Here is a 19,922-nt window from a genome sequence, read left to right as displayed (position 1 = left end):
CTCGGACCGCGTCTCGGCACCGGTCGCCGGCCGGGCGCACCGTCCGTCCATGTCGCAACGGAGCAAGGAGCCGACGATGAGCTGGTCCGCCGAGGCTCGTCTGAACGAGCTGGGGATCGTCCTGCCGGACGTCAGCGCACCGCAGGGCGCGTACACGAACTGCGTGCAGGTGGGATCGCTGCTCTTCGTCGCAGGCAAGGGGCCGAGCGACCCGCACACCGCGGGGAAGCTCGGCCGCGAGCACACGACCGCCGACGGGATGGCACTGGCTCGGGACGTCGGCCTGGAGGTGCTCGCCGTGGTGCGCGAGTTCCTCGGCTCGCTGGACCGCGTCACACGGGTGGTGCGGGTCCAGGCGTTCGTGAACGCGACCGAGGACTACGCGGAGCACCACCTCGTGCTCGATGGGTTGTCCACGCTCTTCGTCGACGTCTTCGGCGACGCGGGTGTCCATACCCGGTCGGTCCTGGGCGCGGTCTCGCTGCGAGGCGGTCTGCCGATCGTCACCGAGTGCCTCTTCGAGGTCGCCGGGTAGGCGCATGCCACGGGCCCTGGTGGGGGGCGGCTGGACGCGCGCCTCCATCTGCATCGAGTGGCTCACCCTGGGGGTCGGACCCGGTCTCGACCCACGCGGGCGCTGACGTCCGTCATCAGGCCCTGACGTACCGAGCGCACCTTCGGCACGCCGCTGCTGTCGGGGGGTCAGCGTGCGAGATGCACCACCGGGCGACGTGCGGCCGGGTCGGCGACCGGCTCGTGACGGCGTCGTCCCGTCACCCTCGGTCCCGTGGGAGGACGGCCCTCGTGGCCACAGCAGCGCACGCTCACCTGGTCCCGCGACGGGCTCGTCGGCACGCAGCCGGAGGGCGGGGCCGTCCATCCCCATGGGTTTGACCGCACATCTCCGGTCGATACTTGGGGCCTGCCGAGCCGTCCGAACGGGCGACCAACGATTCGCCGTACCTCGTCGTCCTGGACTACGAGACTCGGGAGTGGAGGGCCGATGGCGGCGTGGGAAGAGGTGCTCGACGACCTGGTGCAGGTCCGCGGGCACGCGCTCGCCCAGTACGCGGCGCTCCTGACGGGCAGCCGTGCGGAGGCGGAGGACCTGCTGCAGGAGGCGCTGGTGCGCTGCTTCGGCCAGGTCCGACCGCTGCGGGACGTCGTCGCCGCCGAGACGTACGTGCGGCGCGCGATCTTGAACGTCTTCCTCGACGGGCACCGGCGCCGTGAGCGCTGGACCGGCGTGCGGCACCTGATCGCCCGGCCCGAGCAGGTCGAGTCGCCCGAGGCTGCTGCTGCCGACCGGGTCAGCGTCGAGTCGGCGCTCGCCTCGTTGCGGCCCCGGCTGCGTGCGTGCGTCGTCCTGCGCTTCTACGACGACCTCACCGTCCCGGAGATCGCGCGGCGGCTCGGCCTCGCCGAGGGCACCGTCAAGCGCTACCTGTCCGACGCCGTCGGGCGGCTCGAGGACGTCCTGGGTCCGGTGTCCAGCTCGGAGCGTCCCGACACGGTCGACATCAAGGAGGCCCGATGACCATCGACCTGAGCGCCGCCCTGCACGACCTGGTGGACGGTCACCATCCCGACGGTCCGCCGCCGGTCGACGTCCCGCGGGTGCGGTCGCGCGCCCGTCGGCGTCGTGCGGTGCACGTCGGTGCCGTGGGAGCCGTGGGGGTGGGCACCGCGGGTGCCGTCGCCTTCGGCGCGATGTACGTCACCGGCACCCGAGACGCCAGCATCGTCCTGCCCGCCGACCCCTCGACGGCACCAGGTGACGCCGCCACCCTTGACTCCCCCGTCATCTTGCCCTCCGATCCTTCGGCGGCGCCCGGTGAGTGCGGATCGAACATCGCACCGCTGCTGGGCACCCCTGACCCGACGCTCGGCATGCGCGCGTCAGTGTGGTCCGACCCATCAGCGCAGTCGAGGGAGAGGTCGGTGCCGCAGCCGCGTCCGCTCGGCGCGTTCGCATCGAGCAGGGTGCACCTGGACGTCGTGAGCTCCCTGCCGGAGGACGGCGCAGGTCCGCCGTCGACCGAGCTCTCGTCCATGCAGGACACACTCGCGATGGTCGAGCAGGCGTACTCCGACCGGCTCGCAGAGCGCGACGCCGGTGAGGCGGTCAAGCAGAGCGTGCTCGACGATCTCGCCGGGGCGGTAGAAAGCCTCCGGACGTCGGTCGAGCAGCGGCTCGCGGCAGGCGAGGAGAGTGCCCCACCGACCGCCCTGGCACGGGTGCGCGTGCTCGTCACCCACGACGACCGGGTGGTTGCCACGGCGACCCTGCCGCGAGAGCGTCAGTCGAATGCAGACGCCGCGTGGGACCGGACACCGAGCGGGCTGCTGCGCGAGACGGTCATTCTGGACCTGGTCACCTGCACGATCGACGGGGTCGGCGGCGAGCTGCTGCCGACCGGCACGTACGGCGCTCTCGTCGTGCGCGACGGCGAACCGCTCACCGGCCTGACCGGCCCCTGGACGATCGTCGTCCCGCCGCAGGTCGCCGTGTCCGGCCTGCCCGGCGACTTTCCCACCGACGTGGTTCCCATGCCGCCGGGTCGGCTCCTGTCGGTCTCCGGTGACGCGGCGACCGGGTGGGAGGTCCAGATCAGCGTCGAAGGGCTCGACCGGTTGAACGCGGCGGCGGCCCTGCTGACCGACGTCGACGGCGCGGAGGAGGAGGCTCTTGATCCGCTCGGCGCCACGGTGATCGTGCCCGGGTGGTCCGTCCATGTCGTGCCCGCGTCGGCCGACGGGCAGATGACGCTGTCCTACCGAGTCACGCCGGACTGACGCGGCAGGTCGCTCCAGTCCGACCTATCGTTTCCGCGTCCTGTGCGTCCTCTGCCCGACGACGGATACGGGCTGCACGTGGCGGTGGGAACTGCCCTACGCATTCACCATTCAGGTGGACGGAAGACACGCCCTAGCTGGACCCGAGGACAGCGCTGGGCTCTCTGGGACATCGCCTGGCGAGCATGCCCGGCGTCGTGGATGGTGCGGAACGGTCGACGCTCGAACACGCACTGACCTGACGGCTCTCGGTGAAGGAGCGGCAGCACAGCGACGGCTGCTCCGGGCGGCGAGCACCGCGGGCTCGTTTGTCAGGACTCCGTATTTGATGTTTACGGTGCGGATCTTCAAAGTAGGCCGCGTCTCGACAGTGTCAGTAGTCAGACTATCGGTGCCGTTTAGTCGAACTATCTTGCATCTCGACAACTGTCGAGATGCGGGACAGATTGACCGCGCGTGAGCAGCCGATCTTGTCCGGGAGCCACCTTGCTGAGGCCGGCCAGCAAACTACGTGCGGGCGTCGCCCTCGCAGCTGTGCGACGCGGGTCAGACCTGCTGGTCGGTCGGCATGACCCACAGCTCGCTGATGGAGACGTGCCGCGGCCTGGTGACCATGTAGGCGATGCCGTCGGCGACGTCCTGCGGGTCGAGGACCTCGGTGGTGGCGTGGAAGTGGTCGATCTCCTCGCGCACCGTGCCGGTGTTGTGGGACATGAGCTCGGTGCTGACGCCCCCGGGCTCGAGGACTCCGACACGCACGTGCCGCTTGGTGACCTCCTGACGCAGCGCCTCGGTGAAGCCGTTCACGCCGAACTTGGTCAGGTTGTAGACGCCGAAGCCGTTGGTGGCGACGCGACCGGCGATGGAGCTGATGTTCACGATGTCTGCGACCTGCCGGTCACCGTCGGCCGCGGCCGCCAGCAGGTGCGGCAGCGCGGCGTGGGTGGTGTAGAGCAGTCCCTGGGTGTTGATCGCGATCATCCGGTCCCACTGGTCGGGGTCCGCGCCTGCGACGGGCCCGAGCAGCATCAGCCCGGCGTTGTTCACCAGGACGTCGAGGCGGCCGAGCTGCTCGACGGTCTGCTGCACGGCCGCCTCGGCCTGGGCGCGGTCGCTGATGTCGGCTCGCACGACCAGGGCGGTGCCGCCGGTCTGCTGGATGGTGGCGGCGAGCGCCTCGAGGCGGTCGCGGCGGCGTGCGACCAGCGCGACGGCGGCGCCGTCCTCGGCGAGCCGGCGGGCGGTGGCCTCGCCGATGCCGCTGCTGGCGCCGGTGACGAGTGCGACGGTGCCGGTGAGCTTCGGTGTCATGGCTACTGCTCCTCCTGCGTTCTGGTGCTGGGTCGCCCGGCTGTCAGGCGTCGTCGTGGGCGAGGCTGACGGACAGGTCGCGGTGCGCGGCGGCCTGGGTGAGCAGCAGGTTGGCCTTCTGCTCGAAGAGCGCCACGGCGTCCGCGCCGGCGGCGAACCGGGCCGGCGGCTCGTCGAGGGCGACTAGCCGGACGAGGGCGCGCGCGAGCTTGGCGGGGTCACCGCCCTGCGTGCCGTCCATCCCCTTCCACGCTTCGAGGGTCTGGCGGGCGCGCTCGGCGTAGTCCTCGATCGAGGGGGCGGCGTACTGCGTGGACTGAGGGCTGAGAAGCTCGGTGCGGAAGAACCCGGGCTCGACCAGCATCGTCGTGATGCCGAACGGGGCGACCTCGGGGGCGAGGGCCTCCATGAAGCCCTCGACGCCGAATTTGGAGGCGGCGTAGGCGCTGGTGAACTCCACCGGTGAGGCGATGCCCGCGGTCGAGGAGATCGTCATCACGAGGCCGGAGCGCTGCGCGCGCAGCTGCGGCAGGGCGGCGCGGGTGACGTTCACCGGCCCGAACAGGGTCGTCTCGATCTGGGAGCGGAACGCCTCGGGCGTCATCTCCTCGAAGAAGCCCGCCTGGAAGCTGCCGGCGTTGTTCACCACGACGTCCAGGCGGCCGAACCGCTGCACGGCCGCGGCGACGGCGGCCTGGGCGGCGGCGGGGTCGGTGACGTCGAGGTCGACGGCGAGCAGGTCCTGGTGCTCGCCGACGGCTGCGGTCACCGCGGCGGCGTCTCGGGCCGTGCCGACGACGGCGTGCCCGGCGGCCAGGGCCGCCTTCGCGATGTCGACGCCGAGGCCGCGGCCGGCGCCGGTGATGAGCCAGACGTTCTTCTCCGTCATGTCCAAGTCCTTCGTCCGTGGTGGGGGTGGTCGACCGCCCTGTGGGGCCGGCGACATCACCACGGAACCAGGCGTCACCAGGCGCGTGGGAGACCCTGCGAGAGGGGTACTGACAGGGACCCCCGCGCCGCCTCGAGCCGCCCGTACAGTCGAGGACATGGCCGGGAACGAGCACCGCGACGTCCGCAGCGACGTGCGTGCACAGATCCGCGAGTTCCTCTCCACCCGCCGTGCACGCATCAGCCCCGAGCAGGCCGGGCTCCCCGTCTACGGCGGCGACCGGCGCCGCGTCCCCGGGCTGCGCCGCTCGGAGGTCGCGAGCCTGGCCGGGATCTCCCCGGAGTACATGACCAAGCTCGAGCGCGGCGACGCCACCGGTGTCTCCGACAGCGTCATCGAAGGACTTGTGCACGCCCTGCAGCTCGACGACGCCGAGCGGGCGCACCTGGAGGACCTGCTGCGCACCGCCGGCAGCACCCGCGCGCCCCGGCGCCGGCCCGCCAGCCAGCGAGTCCGACCCACCGTCCAGCGGATCCTCGACTCAATGGCCGGTACCCCGGCGTTCGCACTCAACGGGCGGCTCGACGTGCTCACCGCCAACCGCCTCGGGGCTGCCCTGTACGCACCGGTCCTCGCCGACCCGGTACACCCGGCCAACACCGCCCGGTTCGTGTTCCTCGACCCCGGCGCGAGCGCCTTCTTCCGCGACTACGACCGCGCCGCCAACGACACCGTCGCCCTGCTACGCGCCGAGGCCGGCCGCGACCCCTACAACCGCGACCTCACCGACCTCATCGGCCAGCTGTCCACCCGCAGCGAGGACTTCCGCCACCGCTGGGCCGCGCACAACGTCCGCATCCACACCAGCGGCATCAAGCTCCTGCACCACCCCGTCGTCGGCGACCTCGACCTGCCCTTCGAGTCCTTCCCCCTGCCCGCCGACCCCGGCCAGAGCCTGCTCGTCTACACCGCCGAGCGAGGATCGCCCACCCAGGACGCGCTGCAACTACTCGCAAGCTGGGCCGCGACCGCCGGCCACACCATGCACGACGCGGAACACAGAGCAGCGACCCCGAAGGGCGACTGACAGGCACGCGCGGCGCTCCAGCGGGGACTCACGTGCGTTGCTCACGCGCTGACTCACGTGCGTTGGGGTCGTACCTGAAGTATCCGGGCCCGATCTTCAAACCATCGTGCATCTCGTGTCGAGATGCACGACTGATGGACCGCCGGTGAGCGTCGCAGGTTGACCGGTGGTGGCCCTACGAGCGAGTCAGTCAAGGTGCGGCCCCGGGCCGTGGGCTACGTGGATGCCTGCACATGGGCGGGCTAGGTGAGGGTCACCACGGTCTGGCCGGAGGCGTCCGCGGCACGTCGAGCCATCGCCTCCGGGACGTCCGTGAACGCGTGCACGGCGTGCACGGGCGGGTCGATCCGGCCGGTGGCCAGCATGGCGGCGAGAGCCTCGAGGGTGTCGGTCCGCTCGGCGTCGTCACGGAAGGAGGACAGGGTGCCGATGACGGCGTAGTCCCGGGACAGCAGGTCCTGCCCGTCGGGGCGGGCCGGCGTGCCGCTCGCGAAGCCCACGATCAGGACGCGCGCGCCCGAGCGGGCGAGGACCGTGGTCGCCTGGGTGTACGCGTCCCCGCCGACGGTGTCGTAGACGACGTCGACACCCCGCCCGCCGGTCAGCTCGGCGATGGCGGCGGCCGCGGTGGGATCGGCGAGGTCGACGACGAGGTCCGCGCCCTGCTCCTCGCAGAACCGCGCTTTCGCCTGCGTGCGGGCGGTCGCGATGACGGTCGCCCCGAGAGCCTTGCCGACCTGGATCGCCGCGGAGCCGGTGCGGCCGGCCCCACCGACGACCAGCAGCACCTCCCCTGCCCGCATGCCGGCGCGGTGGTGCAGCCCGATGTGCGCGACGTGGAACGACCCGACGAACCCCACGGCCTGCTCGATGCTGAGCCCGTCCATGACCGGCATCGCGCTCCAGCCAGGCACGAGCGCGAACTCGGCCAGGCCGCCGGTCAGGGCGCCGCCGACGACCTGCGTCCCGGGCGCGTAGGGGAAGCCGTCGGTGGCCTGCTCGACGATGCCGACGACCTCCTGCCCGGGCGTGACGGGCGGTGCCGGGACCAGCGGGTACTCACCGCGGAGCATCATCAGGTCGGGCAGCGCCAGGCTCGCGGCGAGCACCCGAACCAACGCCTCCCCCGGCCCCGGCGTAGGTACGGGCACGTCCTCCAGGCGGAGCACCCGCTCGACCTCTCCGAACTCCGCCGCCTGCCACCGCTTCATCGCACGACCGCCTTCGTCTGGTTTCCCCATGGTGCGCACGTCCCCGCGGCTCAGAAGAGCAGCCGGGTGGAAGCGAGCTGGAAGTCCGGGCCGGGCAGGGTGCCGTCGGGCTCGGCCCGCTCGAGGAGGATCTCCATCATCAGGTCGCGCCGGCGGGCCGCGCGGGCCGCGTCGGCCGCCGCGAGGGCCGCGGGCAGCTGCTCCGCGGTCAGATCCGTCGTGTACGCGGGGGTGCCCGGCTGCTGGCGCCAGGAATCCGCAATCACGCCGGCGTCGAACGCGTCGAACCCGGTCTGCTCCACGAGCTCCATCCCGACCTCGCGCTGGGCGTCGTCGTCGGCCGCCACCGGCAGTGCGATGCGCCCCGGGGCGCCCACCGGCGTGGCCTTGTCCGCGAACGACGCCGTCGTGATGGTGTTCCACACCTTGACGAGCGGGCGCCGGTACTGCGCCTGCACCCACGCGCTCTCGTTCTGCCCGGCACCCAGGCCCTCGATGACCCCGTCACGGTGCGGGAAGTAGTTCGAGGTGTCCAGGACGACCGCCCCCGACGGCGCCTTCGCCACGAGGTCGGCCACGGTGGGGATCTGCCCGAGGTTGACCGACACGATCACCACGTCCGCACCCGCGGTCGCGTCGGCCGCCCACACAGCCCGGGCTCCCGTGCTCAGGGCTGCTGCTGGGACGGTCTCGGGGGCCCGGGAGTTCGCGATCGAGACGTCGTGGCAGACGCGGGCCAGCCGCCGGGCGAGGATCGTCCCGATGTTGCCCGCTCCGATGATGCCGATCCGCATGAGAGCCCTTCGTGGTGTGTCGCGTGCGACGTACGGAGATAAAGGGAGATAGTCTCCTCTTGTCTCCCACGCTAGGGAGACACTCTCCGCTTGTCAAAGGAAGCCCGTGTGATGACGAGCACGACCGGCGCCGCCCGCCCTCCGCGCGCGGACGCGCGGCGCAACCGCGACCGGATCCTGCAGGTCGCCGAGCAGCACTTCAGCGAGCACGGGGTCACCGGGTCTCTCGACCAGATCGCCAAGAGCGCAGGCATCGGGCCCGGCACTCTCTACCGCCACTTCCCCAACCGGGCAGCGCTCCTGGCAGCGCTTCTCGCCGAGCGCGAGGACCACCTCACCCGCGAGCTCGACGACATCGCCGCGAGCTCCAGCGACGCGGCCACCTCGCTGCAGCGGTGGCTCACCGCCCTGGTCGAGTGGGCCAGCGCCTTCGACGGCCTGCCTGGCCCCCTGCGCGATGCCGTGTCCGAGGAAGCCTCCCCCCTCGCCCTGACCTGCCAGGGCTACATCACCACCACCGACACGTTCCTGGCCGCCGCCCAGCGCGAGGGCAGCGCCCGCAGCGACGTACGCGCACGCGACCTCTTCCTCGCCACGCTCGCGATCGCCTGGGTCGGCGCCGCCGCCATGGCCGACGAGTCCTCCCGCCCAGGGATCAACGCCCTGATTCACACCGGGTGGGCGACCCGGTAGCCCCACGCCGCAGACGGCGCCGGTCCCCGCAGTAAGGGTGCCGCTCCACTCACGACCCATCGGCGCGCGCCCCACGTGTCATTCGTTCAGCGGCTGTATCGGATGAAGTTGTCGCGGATTTTCAAAGTACGGGGGAACTCGACACTTGCATCTCGACGACTGCACGTCGGCGCTGTATACCTAAGCCTGCATGTCCACGAATCGTGAGTAATGCCCCTGGAAAGCGACCGTGATCGTGTCGGTAGGACCATTTCTGTGCTTCGCAACAATGAGGTCGGCCTCACCAGCTCGAGGTGATTCCTTCTCATATGCATCCTCACGATGCAAAAGTATCACCATATCGGCGTCCTGCTCGATGGAGCCAGATTCGCGAAGGTCGCTCATCGCCGGTCGCTTGTCCGTGCGCTGCTCAGGCCCACGGTTCAGCTGGGAGATCGCGATGACCGGGACCTCGAGCTCCTTGGCGAGCAGCTTGAGCGCACGCGAGAACTCTGAGACCTCCTGCTGGCGGGACTCGACGCGCTTGCCCGACGACATGAGCTGGAGGTAGTCGATCACGACGAGCTTGAGGTCGTGGCGCTGCTTGAGCCGCCGGCACTTGGCGCGGATCTCCATGAGCGACATGTTGGGCGAGTCGTCGATGAACAGCGGCGCCTCGGAGATCTTGCCCATCGTGGCCGCGAGCTTCTGCCAGTCGTCCTCGCCCATCTGGCCGGTGCGCATCTTCTGCAGGTGGATGCGCGCCTCGGCGGACAGCAGACGCATCGTGATCTCGTTGCGGCTCATCTCGAGCGAGAACACGACGGCGGCCTGGTTGTGCTTGATCGCGGCCGACCGCACGATGTCGATGCCGAGCGTCGAGTTGTGGGTGGGGATCATCGACCGGCTGGCGAGGTACAGGTGCTCCGGGTGGTCGATCTCGACGCAGCGGACCGGGACGCTCTCGATCGGCTCGACGGAGACGATCATGCGCTGGCGCAACCGTGGGGTCGACGGCCGCCGGCGCTCCTTGTGGACGAGGCGCTTGCGCTCGAGCGCGAACACGTCGTCGTCCGTCGTGAAGGTGATCGTGAACGCGGTGGACGACTCTGCGCTCCGACCGCGGACGGTGCGCGTCGACCAGCCGGTCCGGTACCCCAGCGAGTGCACGAGCTCGCGGACGTCCTCGGCGAGCCGGCGGCTGGTGACCGTGAACTGCGGGCTCCCGGTCGGGTTGACGGTGCCGTCGGTGTCGAGCAGCCCGGCCAGCAGCTCGCGGCGCTGCGCCTCGCTCGCCCGCAGGTACGTCGCGGGGATGTGCTTGTTCCCGAGGACGCCGAGCCCGCGCAGCAGGCGCACGATGCCCTCGTCGCCTGCCGGAAGGCCGAGCGTGTAGACCCGCGCGGCTCCGTCGGTGACCCCCGTCTGCTGCGCGACCAGCCCTCGTCCCTCGATCCGCATCGCGATCTCCGGGTCCGCCGACGTGAAACGGGCCGATGCTGAGTGGCCGTCACCCAGCCACACGCCCAGCGCGTACGGGTCGACCGGCAGGTCGGCGTCCGGGAGCGCGAGCGGGGCGGCGGTCTCGACGGAGTGGTTCGCTCGGCCGTCGGCCGTGACGCAGCGGACGGTCGCGGCGAGCTCCTGGGTGGTCCGCACGGCGGCCGGGGCTCCTCCGGGCAGCCGCCGCTCAGCCCGCGTCCGGGTCGCCCACTCGTGCTGCGCGTCCGCGACGATCGTCGTCCCGTCGTCGAACGTGACCCGGTAGCACGGGCGCCCGGACATGACCGGGGTCGCTGCGACGACGGTCGTGCGGGTGCCGTCGGCGGCGAGCAGCTCGTCGCCGACCTGCACCTCACCCATCGTCGTCCAGCCGGTCGGCGTGGGCAGCGGGGTGTCGAGCGCGAGCGCCTTCCCGATTGCCGGACGCGCGGCGATGACGATCATCTGCCCCGGGTGCAGCCCGTTGGTCAGCCGGTCGAGGTCCGCGAACCCCGTGGGCACGCCGATCATGCCCTCGCCGCGGTGGCCGGCGGCCTCGATCTCGTCGACCGTGCCGCCGATGACCTCGCCGAGGCGGTGGTAGTCCTCGGTGGTCCGGCGCTCGGTGACGGCGTAGACCTCGGCCTGGGCGTTGTTGACGATCTCGTCGACGTCGCCGCCGTCGGTCGCGTACCCGAGCTGGACGATGCGGGTCCCGGCCTCGACGAGGCGGCGCAGCACGGCACGCTCGCGCACGATGCGCGCGTAGTACCCGGCGTTGGCCGCGGTGGGGACCGCCGAGATGAGCGTGTGCAGGTAGGGAGCCCCGCCGATGCGGGTCATGTCGCCGCGCTTGGTCAGCTCGTCGGCGACCGTGACGGCGTCGGCCGGCTCGCCGCGGCCGTACAGGTCGAGGATCGCGTCGTAGATGGCCTCGTGCGCCGGGCGGTAGAAGTCGGTGCCGCGCAGCTGCTCGACGACGTCGGCGATCGCGTCCTTCGACAGCATCATGCCGCCGAGGACGCTCTGCTCCGCGGCGACGTCCTGCGGCGGGGTCCGGTCGTAGCCGCCTCCAGCGCGCACGCCGTCCGACGGCGCGCCGTACTCGAGCTCCTCGATCGTCACAGACTTCCCCCGACTCCACCGCGCACGTTGTCGAACATGTGTTCTATCAGGAGATACTGACAAGCTCCTGCGTCGTCCCTCTCGGACGCCCCCGGGAGCATCATCGCCCGCGCCGTACGCGAGGCTAAGGTGCTGCCTCCGGACACGCCAAGAACGCCGTCCACAGGGCCTGGGGACAACCGGACGGCGCTTGTGGACCCCCCTCACGACACTGTGCACAGGTCGTGGACAGGCCTGTGGACAATGGGGAAAGACCGCCGGTAAGACGCCTCTCACCGGCGCGGACGCCGTGCACCGGTGTGGACAAGGAGAAAGTTGGCCAGGAGTTCACAGGGTGGACGTTCCGTGTCCAGCCTCGACCGGCAGGTCCTCGCGCTCGCCGTCCCCGCCCTCGGCGCGCTCGTCGCGGAGCCCCTGTTCGTGCTGGTCGACTCGGCCGTCGTCGGGCACCTCGGGACGCCCGAGCTCGCCGGGCTGGCGCTCGCGTCGACCGTCCTCGTCACCGTCGTCGGGCTCTGCGTCTTCCTCGCGTACGCGACGACCGCCGCCGTCGCCCGGCACCTCGGCGCCGGCGACCGGGTCGCCGCGCTCCGGCTCGGCATCGACGGGATGTGGCTCGCCGCGGGGCTCGGCGTCGTGCTTGCGCCCGCCCTGGCGGGCGCCGCGCCGTGGGCGGTCGAGGCGCTCGGGGCCGACGGGCCCGTCGCCGGGCACGCCGTCACCTACCTGCGCTGGTCCGCGCCAGGGCTCCCGGGGATGCTGCTCGTCCTCGCCGCGACCGGCGCGCTGCGCGGGCTCCTCGACACCCGCACGCCGCTCGTCGTCGCCGCGTCCGGAGCGGTCGCCAACGCGGTCCTCAACGTCGTCCTCGTGTACGGCGTCGGGATGGGGATCGCCGGGTCGGGGCTCGGGACGGCCGTCGCGCAGCTCGGCATGGCGGCGGTGCTCGTCGTGGTCGTCCTGCGCGGAGCCCGGGCCGTCGGCGCTCCCCTGTCCCCCGCGGCCGCCGGGATCCTCGCGCAGGCCCGCGCCGGCGCCCCGCTGCTCGTGCGGACCGTCTCCCTGCGGCTCGCGATCCTGCTGACCGTGTGGGTCGCGACCGGGCTCGGGCCCGTGGTGCTCGCCGGGCACCAGGTCGTCAACGCGGTCTGGGGGCTCACCGCCTTCGCGCTCGACGCGCTCGCCATCGCGGCGCAGGCGCTCGTCGGGCACGCGCTCGGGAGCCGTGACCTGGGCCGGGTCCGGGCCGTGCTGCGCCGGACCGTCACCTGGGGCGTCGCGGCGGGCGTGGTGCTGGGCGTCGTCATCGCGCTGGCCGCCCCGCTGCTCGCCCGGCCGTTCACCTCGGATCCCGCCGTGCGCGACGCGGTCGTCGCCGGGCTCGTCGTCGCTGCCGCCGCCCTCCCCCTCGCCGGCTGGGTCTTCGTGCTCGACGGCGTCCTGATCGGCGCCGGTGACGGGCGGTACCTCGCCTGGGCCGGGCTGTGGACCGTGGCCGCTTACGTGCCGTGCGCCCTCGCCGTGCGCGCCTGGGCCCCCGACGGCGCGCTCGGGCTGGCGTGGCTGTGGATCGCGTTCGGGGGCGTCTTCATGCTGGCGCGGGCCGCGACGACGGCGCTCCGGGCGCGCGGCACGGCGTGGATGGTCGACGGCCCGACGCCGCGCTGACACCGGCGGTCGCCCGCGTCCGCCCCCTCGCGCCCGACGCGGCGCGCCGGTCTGCCACCGTGCCCACGACGCACGAGGCCGGCACCCCTCAGGGGCACCGGCCTCGTGTCACGCGTCCGAGCAGGTCAGGCAGCGACGACCTTGACGGTCACCGTGGCCGAGACCTCGGCGTGCAGGCGGACCTGCACCTTGTACTCGCCGGTCGCCTTGATGGGCTGACCGATCTCGATCTTGCGCTTGTCGACCGTCTGGGCGCCGTTCGCCTTGACCGCGTCCGCGATCTCCGCGGTCGTGATCGCACCGAACAGACGGCCCGACTCGCCGGCCTTCGCGGTGACGACGACGGGCTTCGACTGCAGCGAGTCGCGCACCGCCTGGGCACCCTCGAGGCTCTCGATCTCGCGCGCCTTGCGAGCCTTGCGGATCGCGGTGATCTCCTTCTCGGCGCCCTTGGTCCAGGGCGTCGCGAGGGAACGGGGCACGAGGTAGTTACGGGCGTACCCGTCCTTCACCTCGACGACGTCACCCGGGGCACCGAGACCGGTGACCTCGTGGGTCAGGATGAGCTTGGCCATGAGTGTCGCCTCCTTCTCAGCGTGCCGACGACGAGTACGGCAGGAGTGCCATCTCGCGGGCGTTCTTGACGGCGCGTGCGATCGCACGCTGCTCCTGGACGGACACACCGGTCACTCGGCGCGCGCGGATCTTCCCGCGGTCCGAGATGAACTTGCGCAGCAGCGCAGTGTCCTTGTAGTCGACGACGTCGATCTTCGCCGCCTTGAGCGGGTTCATCTTCTTCTTGGGCTTGCGGACAACGGCCTTGGCCATCGTGGTGCTCCTTCTCACGTACCTGGAGCCCGGGGAGTTGCCATGCCCCGGGATGGGTGTGTCAGTGGTGCTGGGCCGGTGGGCCGCCGGAGGGCGGCCCGGTGGGGCTCAGGTCAGAACGGGGGCTCGTCGGAGAACGACCCACCAGAGGCGCCGCCGGGGGCCGGCGTGGCCCACGGGTCGTCCTGCTGCTGGTTGCCGCCACCGCCGCCGCCGTAACCGCCGCCGCCCCCGTTGAAGCCGCCACCGCCGCCCCCGCCGAAGCCACCGCCGCCGCCACCCGAGCGCTGGGCCCGGGTGACCTTCGCGGTCGCGTAGCGGAGGGACGGGCCGACCTCGTCGACCTGCATCTCGTACACCGTGCGCTTCTCGCCCTCGCGGGTCTCGTAGGAGCGCTGCACGAGACGGCCCTGCACGATGACGCGGGTCCCCTTGGTCAGGGACTCCGCGACGCTCTCCGCCGCCTCACGCCACACCGAGCAGCGCAGGAACAGCGTGTCGCCGTCCTTCCACTCGTTGGACTGGCGGTCGAACGTGCGAGGGGTCGAGGCCACGGTGAAGTTCGCCACGGCCGCACCCGAGGGGGTGAAGCGCAGCTCGGGGTCCCCGGTCAGGTTCCCTACCACCGTGATGACGGTCTCACCAGCCATGCCAGCTCCTTGTGACGTCAGTTCGTCGGGGAGCTCGTCGCGGAGCTCGCCGTGGGGTCAGTGGTGCGCACCGTACTCGCGCGGTCCGACGCTCAGGCGTCGGCGCGGAGCACCTTGGTGCGCAGGACGACCTCGTTGAGGCCCAGCTGGCGGTCGAGCTCCTTGGCGGTCGCGGGCGACGCCGTGAAGTCGACGACCGCGTAGATGCCCTCGGACTTCTTCTGGATGTCGTACGCCAGGCGGCGACGGCCCCAGATGTCGACCTTGTCCACGGTCCCACCGTCGTTCTTGATGACGGTCAGGTACTTGTCGAGCGACGGAGCGACGGTGCGCTCCTCGATCTCGGGGTCGAGGATGATCATGATCTCGTACTGACGCAGGCTCATACCCACCTCCTCTGGTCTCGGCGGCCACGGTCTGTCCGTGGCAGGAGGGTCCTCATGCGTCGCGGCACCTCGACGCGGACCCGGAGGTCCGTGGGGTGGTGCCGCACACCGTGCCCGGGTCCCGCGTCGATCGGCGACGGCAACCCAGTGGCACAGCAACGGTCCAGCCTACCGGGTGCGGGGCCGGGACCGAAATCTCGGGTCGCCCGGGCTGCAGGCGCGACGACGTGCGGTGGGACGCCAGCGGGACCGCGGTCGCACCACGAGCGCGCCCGAGGACGCGACTGCGAGCAGGGACCCAACCGGGAGCGGGGACGCGAGCGGGGCCGGGCACGACGTGCGTGCCCGGCCCCGTTGTCCTCGCTGCGACGCGCTACCCGCCGTTGCCACCGCCGCCCGCGCCACCGCCCGCGCCACCGGCACCTCCCGCGCCGTCAACGGGCGGCGTGGGCTGCGTCGGCGTCGGCTGCGGCTGCTGCGTCTGCGTCGGCGCCGGGGTCGGCGTCGGCTTCTTCGCCGGGCCGGTCGAGACGACGATCGCGACGGCCGAGCCCTTGTTCAGCATCGTCCCGCCGCCCGGGCTCGCGCTGATCACGCGGCCCGCCGCGACCGTCTCCGACGGCTGCTGGGAGACCGCCGGCGAGAGCCCCGCGTTGACCACCGCGGCCTCGGCGTCCGCCTGCGTCTTGCCCTCGAGGCCGCCCGGCACCGCGACCTGCGACTCGGCCGGGGGCTGGGTCTCGACGGGCGCCTCGGTCTCCGTCGCCGTCGCGGTCGGCGTGGGCTTCTTGCCGACGTTCGCGCGCTTCGGGAACGGCTTGACCTCGGCGTACGGCGGCTGCTGGAAGACGGCGCTCATGTAGTTGGCCCACAGCGCCGACGGCCACGATCCGCCCGTGATCTGCTTGATCGCGCGGCCGCGGGAGTCCACCCCGAACGGGGTGATCCTGACCGGGTCGCTCATGTTCTCGCCGACCTGGCTGAACGCGACGGCGGTCGCGACCTGCGGCGTGAACCCGACGAACCACGCGGACAGGTTGTCCGACGACGTGCCGGTCTTGCCGGCGATCGGGCGTCCGAGCGGCTTGACGTACGTCTCGCCCGAGCCCTTCTCGACGACCTGCGTCATGGCGTACGTCGTGTCGGCCATGACCTCGGGCGCGAAGATCTGCTTCGGCTCGTCGGTGCCCCCGCGGTAGGCGACGGTGTCCGGGTCGTTGACGTAGCGCGCCTCCCGGACGATGAACGGCTTGTGGTAGACGCCGCCCGAGGCGATCGTCGCGTACGCGGACGCCATGTCGATCGGGTGCACGGCGTCGGGCCCGAGCACGTTCGACGGCTTGTCGACGAGGTCGGTCGTGATGCCGGCGCGCTTCGCCGTCTCCGCGGTCTTCAGCGGCGTGACGAGGTCGTTGAGCTGCGCGTAGACCGTGTTCACCGAGTCGGCAGTGGCGTCCGCGAGGTTCATCTCGGGCAGCGACGTCTCGCCGAAGTTGATGATCTCCTCCTCCGGCCCCCACGAGTCGAGCTTGAGCGGGCTCGCGCCGGAGAACCGGGTCTCGAGGCTGATGCCCTGCTCGAGGGCGGCGATGAGCGTGAACGGCTTGAACGTCGAGCCGGCCTGCGCCTTGTCGCGCGTCACGCGGTTGATCTGGTCCGTCAGGAAGTCCCGGCCGCCGTACATCGCGACGATGGCGCCGTCGCGGGTGTCGAGCGAGACGATGCCCATCTTGAAGTGCTCGATGTCCGGCGTTCCGCCGGCGAGCGAGCCGTCCCAGACGGTGTCGGCGTTCGCCTGGACGGACGCCTGGAGCGGCTGCTGGATCGTCGTGACGATCTTCAGACCACCGCGGTAGAGGATGCCCTCGGTGATGCCCTTGGCCTCGAGCTCGTCCTTGACGGCCTCGAGGATGTACCCGCTGGGTCCGGCGTAGGTGTCGGAGCGCACGTACGGCAGGGCCCCCGGGAAGACGGCGGCGGCGCGCTCCTCGGCGGTGATGTGGCCGTCCTCGACCATGAGGTCGAGCACGCGCTGCCAGCGCTGCTCCGCCTTGTCGGCGGCCTTCGCGGGGTCCCAGTTGTTCGGCGACGGGATGATCCCGGCGAGCAGCGCGGCCTCGGAGAGCGTGAGCTCGGCGGCGTTCTTCTGGAAGTACGCCTGCGCGGCGGTCTGGATGCCGTAGGAGTCGCGGCCGAAGTAGATGGTGTTGAGGTAGCGCTCGAGGATCTCGGGCTTCTCCTCGGCCTGCGCGATCTTGACCGCGAGCAGCGTCTCGCGCGCCTTGCCGAGGTAGTCCGACGTCGTCTTGCCCGTGTAGTACCGCTCGACGTACTGCTGGGTGAGGGTCGAGGCGCCCTGGGTGTCGCCGCCGCGCACGTTGTTCCACAGCGCACGCACGATGCCGCGCGGCGAGATCCCGCTGTTCTCCCAGAAGGTGCGGTCCTCGGAGGCGATCACGGCGTTGCCCACGTACTCGGGGAGCGTCGAGAGGTCGACGAGCTCGCGCTTCTGCTCGGCGAACGTCGCGATGGGCTCGCCCGCCGCGCCCTCCGGCGAGCCCTCGGGCGGCGCGTAGTAGACGGTCGACGCCTGGAAGGTCGCGTCGTCGGCGGGGTCCGGGATCTTCGTGACGGCGTACGCCGCGACGAGCGCGCCGAGCCCGAGGAAGCCGACGGTGAGGAACGAGCCGAGCACGAAGCGCCACGACGGGAGCCACCGGTGCAGGCCCTCGTAGCCCGAGCGCGGGTAGTCGAAGAACCGGCGCCGTCCCTCGGCCCGACCCTCAGTCCGGCCCGCGACGGGTGCCGAGGCGACGCGCGTCGCACGGCGCCGCGACGGCGCCGGGGCTCTCCGGTTGCTGCTCGCCAACGCACTGCCTTCCTGCCGGGGACTCGGGGTGCGGCCCCACGGGCACGCGAGTGCCGGGCGGACCGCCGCCCCAGTATGGACGACCCTCCTGGACGCGGCGCCTGTTCGATGTCCGGTCTTCACCTCATGCGCACTCGATCCGCGCGTCGTGCCTGCGTGTCGCACAGCGGGCGCGTGATGCGGCTCACGGCGGGCCGCGGGTGCGGGCCGGGCGCGCCGCGCGCTGGTCGGCAGGGACGACCCGGTGCGCGTCGACCGCGCTTCTGGTTGCCGCGAGGCATCACCGCGACGTACTGTGCGGATGTATCAGTTCGATACATCGATTCCCGGCAACGTCAGCGGGATCGGCCAGGACGAGCCCGAGGAGGTGCACGTGCGCGGACGTACCGACGTCCTCGAGCCGGCCATCCTCGGCCTGCTCCACGAGGCGCCCATGCACGGCTACGAGCTGCGCAAGCGCCTCAACCTCGTCCTCGGCTCGTTCCGGGCGCTGTCCTACGGCTCGCTCTACCCGTGCCTGAAGTCGCTCGTCGCCCGCGGCTGGATCGCCGGCACCGAGTCGGCCGACGCCCCGCCGCACGCGCTCTCGGGCAAGCGGGCGCGGATCGTCTACCAGCTCACGGCGGACGGCAAGGAGCACTTCCAGCAGATCCTCGCGTCGTCGGGCCCGTCGGCGTGGGAGGACGAGAACTTCGACGTCCGGTTCGCGTTCTTCGCGCAGACCGACGCCGAGACGCGGCTGCGGATCCTCGAGGGACGGCGCAGCCGGCTCACCGAGCGCCTCGAGACGGTCCGCCAGTCGTTCGCCCGGACCCGGGCCCGCATGGACGAGTACACGCTCGAGCTCCAGCGGCACGGTCTCGAGCAGGTCGAGCGCGAGGTGCGCTGGCTCGACGACCTCATCGACAACGAGCGCGGCCTGCGCCGCGCCCGTCCCTCAGGTGCTGGCCACCCGGCCGTCACCGACATCCAGATAGCTGTCGACGGCGCCTCGGGCACCCCGGCACAGACAACCGAGAAGGAGCGAGGATGACCTCCATCCGCGTCGCCATCGTCGGCGTCGGCAACTGCGCCGCGTCGCTCGTCCAGGGCGTGCACTTCTACGCCGACGCCGACCCGAGCGCCCGCGTGCCGGGCCTCATGCACGTGCAGTTCGGGCCGTACCACGTGCGTGACATCGAGTTCGTCGCCGCGTTCGACGTCGACGCGAAGAAGGTCGGCTTCGACCTGTCGGAGGCGATCGGCGCCTCGGAGAACAACACCATCAAGATCGCCGACGTCCCGCCGCTCGGCGTGACCGTCCAGCGCGGCGTCACGAACGACGGCCTCGGCAAGTACTACCGCGAGACGATCGAGGAGTCGGACGCCGAGCCCGTCGACATCGTCGCCGCGCTGCGCGAGGCCCAGGCCGACGTGCTCGTCTGCTACCTGCCCGTCGGGTCCGAGGTCGCCGCGAAGTACTACGCCGAGTGCGCGATCGAGGCCGGCGTCGCGTTCGTCAACGCGCTGCCCGTCTTCATCGCGTCCGACCCGGAGTGGGCCGCGAAGTTCGAGGCCGCCGGTGTCCCGATCGTCGGCGACGACATCAAGTCGCAGGTCGGCGCGACCATCACGCACCGCGTGCTCGCGAAGCTGTTCGAGGACCGCGGCGTCGTGCTGGACCGCACGTACCAGCTCAACGTCGGCGGCAACATGGACTTCAAGAACATGCTCGAGCGTGACCGCCTCGAGTCGAAGAAGCTCTCCAAGACGCAGGCCGTGACCTCCAACATCGACGAGGGCCCCCTCGCCGGCAAGAAGGAGGACCGCAACGTCCACATCGGCCCGTCGGACTACGTCGCGTGGCTCGACGACCGCAAGTGGGCGTACGTGCGCCTCGAGGGCCGCGCGTTCGGCGAGGTCCCCCTGAACCTCGAGTACAAGCTCGAGGTCTGGGACTCCCCGAACTCGGCCGGCATCATCATCGACGCCGTGCGCGCCGCGAAGATCGCCAAGGACCGCGGCATCGGCGGCCCCATCCTGTCCGCGTCGACGTACTTCATGAAGTCGCCGCCGGTCCAGATGGAGGACACGAAGGGCCGCGCGCAGCTCGAGGCCTTCATCCGCGGCGACGTCGAGCGCTGAGGCACCGCATAACATGACGGCGAAGGGGTC

Annotated in this window: 18 protein-coding genes; 8 read left to right on the top strand and 10 right to left on the bottom strand. The window is 71.5% G+C overall.

The genetic code is table 11. The features are described 5' to 3' along the window. Positions 1–49 precede the first annotated feature (49 nt). The 3 genes from CCE01nite_RS06385 to CCE01nite_RS06375 all read left to right on the top strand — a co-directional run bounded on the left by CCE01nite_RS06385 (position 50) and on the right by CCE01nite_RS06375 (position 2,796). Positions 50–535 carry a RidA family protein gene (locus CCE01nite_RS06385; protein WP_246056349.1) on the top strand — a complete coding sequence of 162 codons (486 nt, stop codon included), beginning with the start codon at positions 50–52 and terminating at the stop codon, positions 533–535. Between the two features lie 468 nt (positions 536–1,003). Further along, entirely contained in the window at positions 1,004–1,537 is a 534-nt protein-coding gene (locus tag CCE01nite_RS06380) for an RNA polymerase sigma factor (RefSeq protein WP_034624438.1), read from the top strand. Then, the gene (locus tag CCE01nite_RS06375; protein WP_034624440.1) at positions 1,534–2,796 is read left to right on the top strand and encodes a hypothetical protein; all 1,263 of its coding nucleotides are present in this window, start codon (positions 1,534–1,536) and stop codon (positions 2,794–2,796) included. The genes CCE01nite_RS06380 and CCE01nite_RS06375 overlap by 4 nt, the downstream gene beginning before the upstream one ends. A gap of 546 nt (positions 2,797–3,342) precedes the next feature. Here the strand turns inward: CCE01nite_RS06375 and CCE01nite_RS06370 are convergent. Both CCE01nite_RS06370 and CCE01nite_RS06365 read right to left on the bottom strand, forming a co-directional pair. Then, complete coding sequence (locus CCE01nite_RS06370) at positions 3,343–4,107, bottom strand: SDR family NAD(P)-dependent oxidoreductase (RefSeq protein ID WP_034624442.1); 765 nt, start codon at positions 4,105–4,107, stop codon at positions 3,343–3,345. Positions 4,108–4,150: 43 nt separating this feature from the next. Then, the gene (locus CCE01nite_RS06365; RefSeq protein WP_034624444.1) at positions 4,151–4,996 is read right to left on the bottom strand and encodes an SDR family NAD(P)-dependent oxidoreductase; all 846 of its coding nucleotides are present in this window, start codon (positions 4,994–4,996) and stop codon (positions 4,151–4,153) included. Between the two features lie 157 nt (positions 4,997–5,153). Between CCE01nite_RS06365 and CCE01nite_RS06360 the strand changes: the two genes are divergently transcribed. Next, positions 5,154–6,083 carry a helix-turn-helix transcriptional regulator gene (locus CCE01nite_RS06360; protein WP_034624446.1) on the top strand — a complete coding sequence of 310 codons (930 nt, stop codon included), beginning with the start codon at positions 5,154–5,156 and terminating at the stop codon, positions 6,081–6,083. A gap of 242 nt (positions 6,084–6,325) precedes the next feature. On the opposite strand, the gene CCE01nite_RS06355 is transcribed toward CCE01nite_RS06360, so the two are convergent. Together CCE01nite_RS06355 and CCE01nite_RS06350 are read right to left on the bottom strand one after the other, a co-directional pair. Further along, positions 6,326–7,294 (bottom strand): zinc-binding dehydrogenase, encoded by a 969-nt coding sequence (locus CCE01nite_RS06355; RefSeq protein ID WP_034624448.1) that lies wholly within the window; start codon positions 7,292–7,294, stop codon positions 6,326–6,328. 50 nt (positions 7,295–7,344) lie between these two features. Beyond that, complete coding sequence (locus CCE01nite_RS06350; protein WP_034624451.1) at positions 7,345–8,088, bottom strand: NADPH-dependent F420 reductase; 744 nt, start codon at positions 8,086–8,088, stop codon at positions 7,345–7,347. Positions 8,089–8,199: 111 nt separating this feature from the next. Between CCE01nite_RS06350 and CCE01nite_RS06345 the strand changes: the two genes are divergently transcribed. Then, positions 8,200–8,781, top strand: a complete 582-nt coding sequence (locus CCE01nite_RS06345; protein ID WP_034624514.1) for a TetR/AcrR family transcriptional regulator — start codon at positions 8,200–8,202, stop codon at positions 8,779–8,781. Positions 8,782–8,961: 180 nt separating this feature from the next. On the opposite strand, the gene dnaB is transcribed toward CCE01nite_RS06345, so the two are convergent. Beyond that, complete coding sequence (gene dnaB, locus CCE01nite_RS06340) at positions 8,962–11,367, bottom strand: replicative DNA helicase (protein ID WP_052103304.1); 2,406 nt, start codon at positions 11,365–11,367, stop codon at positions 8,962–8,964. A 345-nt stretch (positions 11,368–11,712) separates the two neighbouring features. Here dnaB and CCE01nite_RS06335 point away from each other — a divergent pair, with 345 nt between their 5' ends. Beyond that, positions 11,713–13,035 carry an MATE family efflux transporter gene (locus tag CCE01nite_RS06335; protein ID WP_034624453.1) on the top strand — a complete coding sequence of 441 codons (1,323 nt, stop codon included), beginning with the start codon at positions 11,713–11,715 and terminating at the stop codon, positions 13,033–13,035. Between the two features lie 125 nt (positions 13,036–13,160). Here CCE01nite_RS06335 and rplI read toward each other — a convergent pair whose 3' ends face one another. From rplI to CCE01nite_RS06310, 5 genes are all read right to left on the bottom strand, one after another. Then, on the bottom strand, positions 13,161–13,610 hold the full coding sequence (gene rplI, locus CCE01nite_RS06330) for a 50S ribosomal protein L9 (RefSeq protein ID WP_034624455.1): 450 nt from the start codon (positions 13,608–13,610) through the stop codon (positions 13,161–13,163). Positions 13,611–13,626: 16 nt separating this feature from the next. After that, a complete protein-coding gene (rpsR, locus tag CCE01nite_RS06325) occupies positions 13,627–13,863 on the bottom strand; it encodes a 30S ribosomal protein S18 (RefSeq protein ID WP_034624459.1) in 237 nt (78 codons plus the stop codon). A gap of 113 nt (positions 13,864–13,976) precedes the next feature. Further along, positions 13,977–14,513, bottom strand: a complete 537-nt coding sequence (locus CCE01nite_RS06320; protein ID WP_034624462.1) for a single-stranded DNA-binding protein — start codon at positions 14,511–14,513, stop codon at positions 13,977–13,979. A 92-nt stretch (positions 14,514–14,605) separates the two neighbouring features. Next, positions 14,606–14,899, bottom strand: a complete 294-nt coding sequence (gene rpsF / locus CCE01nite_RS06315) for a 30S ribosomal protein S6 (RefSeq protein WP_034624464.1) — start codon at positions 14,897–14,899, stop codon at positions 14,606–14,608. A 373-nt stretch (positions 14,900–15,272) separates the two neighbouring features. Continuing rightward, a complete protein-coding gene (locus CCE01nite_RS06310) occupies positions 15,273–17,768 on the bottom strand; it encodes a penicillin-binding protein (RefSeq protein ID WP_034624465.1) in 2,496 nt (831 codons plus the stop codon). Between the two features lie 373 nt (positions 17,769–18,141). On the opposite strand from CCE01nite_RS06310, the gene CCE01nite_RS06305 reads away from it, so the two are divergent. Together CCE01nite_RS06305 and CCE01nite_RS06300 are read left to right on the top strand one after the other, a co-directional pair. Beyond that, positions 18,142–18,801, top strand: coding sequence for a PadR family transcriptional regulator (locus CCE01nite_RS06305; protein WP_034624518.1), 660 nt, complete (start codon positions 18,142–18,144; stop codon positions 18,799–18,801). Further along, on the top strand, positions 18,798–19,892 hold the full coding sequence (locus CCE01nite_RS06300) for an inositol-3-phosphate synthase (protein WP_034624467.1): 1,095 nt from the start codon (positions 18,798–18,800) through the stop codon (positions 19,890–19,892). The genes CCE01nite_RS06305 and CCE01nite_RS06300 overlap by 4 nt, the downstream gene beginning before the upstream one ends. Positions 19,893–19,922: the final 30 nt, after the last annotated feature.

This window comes from Cellulomonas cellasea (assembly GCF_006538745.1).
GTDB classification, from domain to species: domain Bacteria; phylum Actinomycetota; class Actinomycetes; order Actinomycetales; family Cellulomonadaceae; genus Cellulomonas_A; species Cellulomonas_A cellasea.
Note: the sequence above shows the minus strand (reverse complement) of the source record. Positions and strands in the feature narration are given on the sequence as shown.